Source organism: Arthrobacter sp. 35/47 (assembly GCF_000520475.1).
Taxonomy (GTDB): domain Bacteria; phylum Actinomycetota; class Actinomycetes; order Actinomycetales; family Micrococcaceae; genus Arthrobacter_D; species Arthrobacter_D subterraneus.
The window spans coordinates 147,872-151,972 of record NZ_KI914592.1 but is presented as its reverse complement, the minus strand read 5'-3'; the positions used below and the strand labels follow the sequence as shown (position 1 = coordinate 151,972).

Sequence of the window (4,101 nt, the reverse complement as noted above, 5' to 3'; positions counted from 1 at the left end):
CTGGCCATCTGCAGCGGTGAAGGCATGTCCATCTCTGACGTGATGCTCGCCAACGAGCTGGTGTGGCGGACCGAAGCGGAGCTGCGGGACAGGCTGCTGGGGCTGTGGGCGGTCATGCGCGAATGCGTGGACAACGGTTGCGCCGCGGAAGGGATCCTTCCGGGCGGCCTCAACGTTCGCCGGCGCGCGCCGTCGTTATTCCAGACCCTGACGGCGGACACCGGGGTGACCGACCCGTTGCGCGCCATGGAATGGGTGAACCTGTTCGCTCTGGCGGTCAATGAGGAAAACGCTGCCGGCGGTCGCATAGTCACCGCACCCACCAACGGGGCGGCAGGCATCATTCCCGCGGTGCTTCACTATTACGTGAAGTTCGTCCCCGGCGCAGACGACGACGGCGTGGTCCGCTTCCTGCTTGCCGCGGCCGCCGTCGGAATTCTGTTCAAAATCAATGCCTCCATCTCAGGAGCGGAAGTCGGTTGCCAGGGTGAAGTGGGCTCGGCCTGCTCCATGGCCGCCGCCGGACTCTGCGAAGTGCTGGGCGGCACGCCCGCCCAGGTGGAAATGCCGCTGAAGTGGGCATCGAACACAACCTCGGCCTGACCTGTGACCCGGTGGGCGGGCTGGTGCAGATCCCCTGCATCGAGCGCAACGCCATCGCCAGCGTGAAGGCCATCAACGCCGCCCGACTTTCCCTGCACGGCGACGGCAGCCACAAGGTATCCCTCGACAAAGCCATCAAAACGATGCGGGACACCGGAGCCGACATGAAAACCAAGTACAAGGAAACGTCCCGCGGCGGCCTCGCCGTGAACGTCATCGAGTGCTGAACACCTAATCCGCGCTACGGCGCAAAAGCAACAATTGATTACCCTAGAACATCGATCGCCAACTCGATGAGGAGTGGAACACCATGCAGCAACTCGCGCACCGGCTCGAACGACTGGGCACCGAAACGGCCTTCAGCGTCGCACAGGCCGCCGCCGCCTGGAAGGCGAAGGGGAACCTTGTGTACCCCTTCCATCTCGGCGACATCAACATCCCCACCGCCCCGCATATCGTCGAGGCGATGAACCGGGCCATCGCCGACGGGTACACCGGCTACTGCCCGGGCCCCGGCATCCCACAGCTGCGCGAGGCCCTGGCTGAGGATATCGGGTCCCGCAGAGGCCTTGAGTTCACCCGCGACAACGTCGTTGTGATGACGGGGGGCAAGCCCGTGATCACGAAGTTCCTCCAGGCGGTCATGAACCCTGGCCAGGAAGTGCTCTACCCCAACCCCGGCTTCCCGATCTACGAATCGCAGATCGAGTACCTTGGGGGCACAGCCGTCCCATACCGCTACCTGCCCACCAGCCAGGGCTTCGCGATCGACCTTGACCAGATACGGGCTTCGATCACCCCAAACACTGTCGCGATCATCTACAACGACCTGCAGAACCCCATCTCGGCGGAGTCGACGGCGGCCGAACGGGAGGCCGTCGCGCAGCTCGCACAGGAACACGACCTCTGGGTACTTTCCGACGAGGCATACTTCGAGACACGTTATGAGGGTGTCTCGAGCTCGATCGCGTCGCTTCCCGGCATGGCCGAGCGCACCGTGATCCTCTACACGTTCAGCAAGAAGTTCGCCATGACCGGATCCCGTCTCGGCTGCGCCGTAGCCCCGATCGAGATCGCCAAGGTCCTCAGCACGCTCAATACCAATGATGAGTCGTGCACCACGCATTACGTGCAGTGGGCGGGCATTGAAGCACTCCGAGGTACCCAGGAACCGGTCCAGCAGATGATCGATGTCCTCCGCGAGCGGCGGGACGCCGCGTGTGAACTCGTGAACGACATCTCCGGAATGTACGTCGCTGTGCCGCAGTCGACGTTCTACCTGTTTCCTGACGTCACCGAGGTCATGGAACGCCTGGGGTACACGGCAGTCGGCGATTTCGCCTCCGCCGCACTGCATGAAACCGGCGTCTCCTTCTGCACGCGTGAGCATTTCGGCCGCCGCCAGCCCGGGGAGGAACGGCAGTACATCCGGCTCGCCTACTCGGGCATCGATGTCGCCGATATCCGTGACGGTCTTGGCCGCCTGCGCAAGTGGATCGAGACGGCATGAGCCGGGTCGTCGTCACGGGACGTGTACCCGAAGCCGCTATCGAGAAGCTGTGCGCCGAGCATGAGGTCGATGCCTGGGAAGGCCCGGAGTCGATCGGCCGGGAGGAGCTCCTGCGCCGTGTGGCCGGGGCCGACGCCGTGGTGAGCCTGCTCACCGAGCGCATCGACGCCGAGCTACTCGACGCCGCCGGCCCGCAGCTCAAAGTCGTCGCGAACGTCGCAGTCGGCTATGACAACATCGACGTGCCGGCCTGCTCTGAACGGGGCGTCGTGGCCACCAACACCCCCGGGGTTCTCACAGACGCCACGGCGGATATCGCATTCGGGCTGATTCTCATGGCGACCCGCCGGCTCGGCGAGGGGGAACGCGTCATCCGCTCGGGCCAGGCCTGGAAGTGGGGCATGTTCTTCCTGCTCGGCAGCAGCCTACAGGGCAAGACCCTCGGCGTCGTCGGTATGGGCGGCATCGGGCAGGCGACCGCCCGCCGGGCCAAAGCCTTCGGAATGGAAATCGTCTACCAGTCGCGCAGTGAGATCGGTCCCCGGGTAGCCGCCGAGCTGGGCGCCAGGCGGGTAGAGCTTGACGAGCTGCTCGCCATCTCAGACGTCGTCTCGCTGCACTGCCCCTACGGCCCTGCCACCCATCATCTGATCGGTGCCGAACAGCTCGTTTCGATGAAGGATTCGGCGTACCTGATCAATACCGCGCGGGGTCCGATCGTCGACGAAGCGGCGCTCGCGTCCGCGCTCCGTGACGGACAGATCGCGGGCGCCGGCCTGGACGTGTTTGAGAACGAGCCAAGCGTGCACCCCGGGCTGCTTGAGCTCGAGAACGTGGCCCTCGTGCCGCACCTCGGCTCCGCCACGATCGAGACCCGCACCGCTATGGCGATGCTCGCCGCCGACAACACCCTCGCCGTGCTCAGCGGCGAAGGACCGCCCGCACCGATCAATTAGAGCCGGCGAGGGCCATCGGCGGCATCGTCCGACTCGTAGACGTCCGGGATGCCGTCGTGGTCCGCGTCGACCGACTCTTCAGCCTCGATCCTGCGGTACTGCTGGTTGCGGGTGCTGAGCACCACCGCGGCGATGAGCGCCGCCAGGACGGAGGCGGTCAGCACGGCAACTTTCGCGAAGTCGGTACTGGGACTGTCCGCCGGGAAGCTGAGTTCGGCAATCAGCAGCGAGACCGTGAACCCGATCCCGGCCAGCAGTGAGACGCCGAACAGGTCGATCCACCGGTAGGAATGGTCCAGCCGCTGGCGTGAGATCTTGATGGTGAGCCAGGTGGCGCCGACAATGCCGATCGGCTTCCCGAGGACCAGGCCAACGATGATGCCCAGGGTGACCGGTGCGGTGAGGGCAGTGCCCAGTCCTTCCCAGCCGCCCACGGCCACGCCCGCGGAGAAGAAAGCGAAGACGGGAACGGCGAATCCTGCGGAGATCGGGCGGAAGCGGTGCTCGAATTCCTCGGCCAGTCCATGCCCGGCTTCCGGCCCGCCGCTGGCCTGGCTGCGCAGTACGGGAACCGCGAAGCCAAGGAGAACGCCGGCTACGGTGGCGTGGATGCCGGCCTCGTGGACCAGGATCCACACCACCAGGCCGAGCGGAAGGAGGATCACCCAGGCGGCCCAGGCGTGCAGGCCGAAGAACCGGGGGAAGCGCTGCGCCAGGAAGGCGAAGGCGGCCAGCGGGATCAGCGCCAGCAGGAGCGGGGTCACGCCGACGTTCTCGGTGTAGAAGACGGCGATGATGGTGATGGCCATCAGGTCATCTACCACGGCGAGGGTCAAGAGGAACAGCCGGAGCGCGGGCGGCAGATGGGAACCGATGATGGCGAGGACTGCCACCGCGAAGGCGATGTCCGTGGCTGTGGGGATGGCCCACCCGCCCACGGTTTCGCTGCCTGCGTTGAACAGCAGGTAGATCCCCGCAGGAACCACCACCCCGCCGACGGCCGCCGCCACGGGAACCATGGCGTGGCGGGGG

At 65.8% G+C, this 4,101-nt stretch carries 3 protein-coding genes and 1 pseudogene; 3 read left to right on the top strand and 1 reads right to left on the bottom strand.

The window, feature by feature from the left end; genetic code table 11:
* The 3 genes and pseudogenes from X803_RS18480 to X803_RS0107375 all read left to right on the top strand — a co-directional run.
* Window positions 1–830, top strand: a pseudogene (locus tag X803_RS18480) (L-serine ammonia-lyase); the annotation flags it as partial.
* An 83-nt stretch (window positions 831–913) separates the two neighbouring features.
* Window positions 914–2,113, top strand: a complete 1,200-nt coding sequence (locus X803_RS0107380) for a pyridoxal phosphate-dependent aminotransferase (RefSeq protein WP_026544644.1) — start codon at window positions 914–916, stop codon at window positions 2,111–2,113.
* Entirely contained in the window at window positions 2,110–3,069 is a 960-nt protein-coding gene (locus X803_RS0107375; protein WP_026544643.1) for a 2-hydroxyacid dehydrogenase, read from the top strand. Before X803_RS0107380 ends, X803_RS0107375 begins: the two co-directional genes overlap by 4 nt.
* On the opposite strand, the gene X803_RS18475 is transcribed toward X803_RS0107375, so the two are convergent.
* A partial coding sequence (locus tag X803_RS18475; protein WP_084033513.1) for a Na+/H+ antiporter NhaA occupies window positions 3,066–4,101 on the bottom strand: 1,036 nt, incomplete at its 5' end. The two genes, X803_RS0107375 and X803_RS18475, sit on opposite strands and share 4 nt — an antisense overlap.